3 protein-coding genes are annotated in these 2,013 nt (G+C 37.9%); all 3 read left to right on the forward strand.

Annotation, left to right across the window (positions count from 1 at the left end; all coding sequences use genetic code 11):
• Positions 1 to 439 precede the first annotated feature (439 nt).
• The gene (locus AB4496_RS27205) at positions 440 to 886 is read left to right on the forward strand and encodes a hypothetical protein (RefSeq protein WP_102258015.1); all 447 of its coding nucleotides are present in this window, start codon (positions 440 to 442) and stop codon (positions 884 to 886) included.
• Positions 870 to 1,631: a hypothetical protein gene (locus AB4496_RS27210; protein WP_102258016.1), complete on the forward strand. Its 762-nt coding sequence runs from the start codon at positions 870 to 872 to the stop codon at positions 1,629 to 1,631. Before AB4496_RS27205 ends, AB4496_RS27210 begins: the two co-directional genes overlap by 17 nt.
• A gap of 114 nt (positions 1,632 to 1,745) precedes the next feature.
• On the forward strand, positions 1,746 to 2,013 hold a 268-nt coding region (locus AB4496_RS27215), incomplete at its 3' end, for a hypothetical protein (protein ID WP_372133064.1).

Genomic DNA, 2,013 nt, shown 5'->3' on the forward strand with positions numbered 1-2,013 from the left:
ACCAAGAGCAACGGATACGAAAACTGGAGGTACCGAATGAAAGGACACAAGTGCAAGGGCCGCCGACCAAACGGCCAACTTAAGAAAGGTTACACGCTAAAAAATGGACGCGTAGTGAGGGCGAATACCACACGAAAACGCTATAAGAAACGACGCTAACCTCACCAATAAAAGAGCCACTTTCTTATAAAAGTGGCTCTTTTTGCATCTCATCTATAAGTAATTAGACACTTAGCATTTAGTTTTACAGCTAATGATTTAAATCACTGTTATAGATAGGGTTAATGGTTATAATCCTTCCCATCAAATCAACCTAAAAAGCAGAGTCTTGTATCTATCTACATGCAGTGTTTCTTTCTGATTCGCTCAAGCATGACGCAAGAGACCGTGATGTTTACAGATGTCAGCAGGTGCTTTTTATTAACTTTTGGATTAACGAATGAAACCGAAATTTTGGAAATTATCTCAGGGAACACGAGAGTTTGATCTACGAGATATAATTGAATCGATTAACTCAGGGTTGGTGTATGTCCACAAAGATACCCGCGGCAAAGGAACATCATCAACATCGCAAGCAGAAGACTTTATTAGTGCCGCGATCGGAGACTATTTTTATTTAACGCATGGAAACGAAGGCATATACCTTCTTGGCCAATTCGTAGGACCGGCAAATTTGTTTTCAAAGTATGGAGATGGATGGTTAGAACGTGAGTTCAAGTTTATCTTCGCTTCAAATAACTCTAACTTCTATTCAGGGGAACACAAGTGGTGGGCTCCGAATGATAATTCTACTTTTACTCGTGTTCCTGAGCATGAGTTAAGTCTTTTTGAAGAAGAAATCTTGAGACCATACTTTGAAGTCACATTGAATGAGTTTGGGCTTTGATTATATACAAGACTTTGAGGGAGTTAGTTTGAAGTTATCCCTACCAAGCTGGGCAAAAGATGTAGCTATAGTCACAGTAATATTTGCGGCGGGTGGAGCTTACGTCGAACTTAAACTAAAAGTTAGTCAACTAGAGTCCGATGTACTTACTTTGGAAAAAAGCAACAAGAACATGACAAATGTAATTATTGCTCAGTATGGCGTTGATTGGCAAAAAAATATATCCGAAATAACTAATGTGGATAGTTGGAAATCTGAGGTTAACTCATCAATTGATGGACTAGATCCTAAAATTTCAGCTAACACCAAACTTATTGATTGGAATAGTAGTTGGGTAACCTCGATTCAAAACTGGGCAGTTCAACAAGATGCATTAATTCGTTCGAGTACACTCGATAAGTTTCGTGCTATAGCGGTTTATTCAAAATCCAAATCTCTGGAAACTTTTGAGATTCGTGTTAACAAACAACATGTCAAAGGTGCATTCTATAAACTAGGTGACAAAGTTTTGATCGAAAACCCTCATCCTCCAGCTAGGCAAGTTGAAGTTATTGTACAAGGTTTTATTAATGATCCTGCCAACTCAAATGTATTAGTTCAAGTGAATGAATCGCTTCTTTCTGAGTTAGGGTTAACTACATTATCGGGAAGGTATGAGTTGTTTGTCACCAATGATCCAGATGTTCTAAGGTGGAAGTCACTCAAGAACCTACGTAAAGAGCAAATGTTCGGTAAAAACAATTAAGCAATGACATTCGTTAAAGTGGGTATTTTTGAATTAATTTTAGTGTTTCTAGAAACGTGATTGAATGTAGATTACATCTTACTCACTATTATAGGTTACGGGGCGTTGAAAATCATGTCGTACAACGTTAAGAAAATAGAGTGTGATAGTAAAGGTACTCGTTATGGGATATTCATCGATACGGTCATGCTTCATGTTGAGTACCGAAGGACTAGAGCTACCGAAATTATTGAAGACCTTCAACGAGGTAAAGTTTTAGCTGAAATTATTACTCCTGACATTGCACGGGCGGAACAAAGAAAATGCAAAAATCTACTTGAAGCTGAAGGTAGAAAGACAAGTCGTCTTGCGTTGGAATTATATAATGTTAAAAAGCTAATAC

The organism is Vibrio sp. 10N.222.46.A1 (genome assembly GCF_041473595.1).
GTDB classification, from domain to species: domain Bacteria; phylum Pseudomonadota; class Gammaproteobacteria; order Enterobacterales; family Vibrionaceae; genus Vibrio; species Vibrio tasmaniensis_A.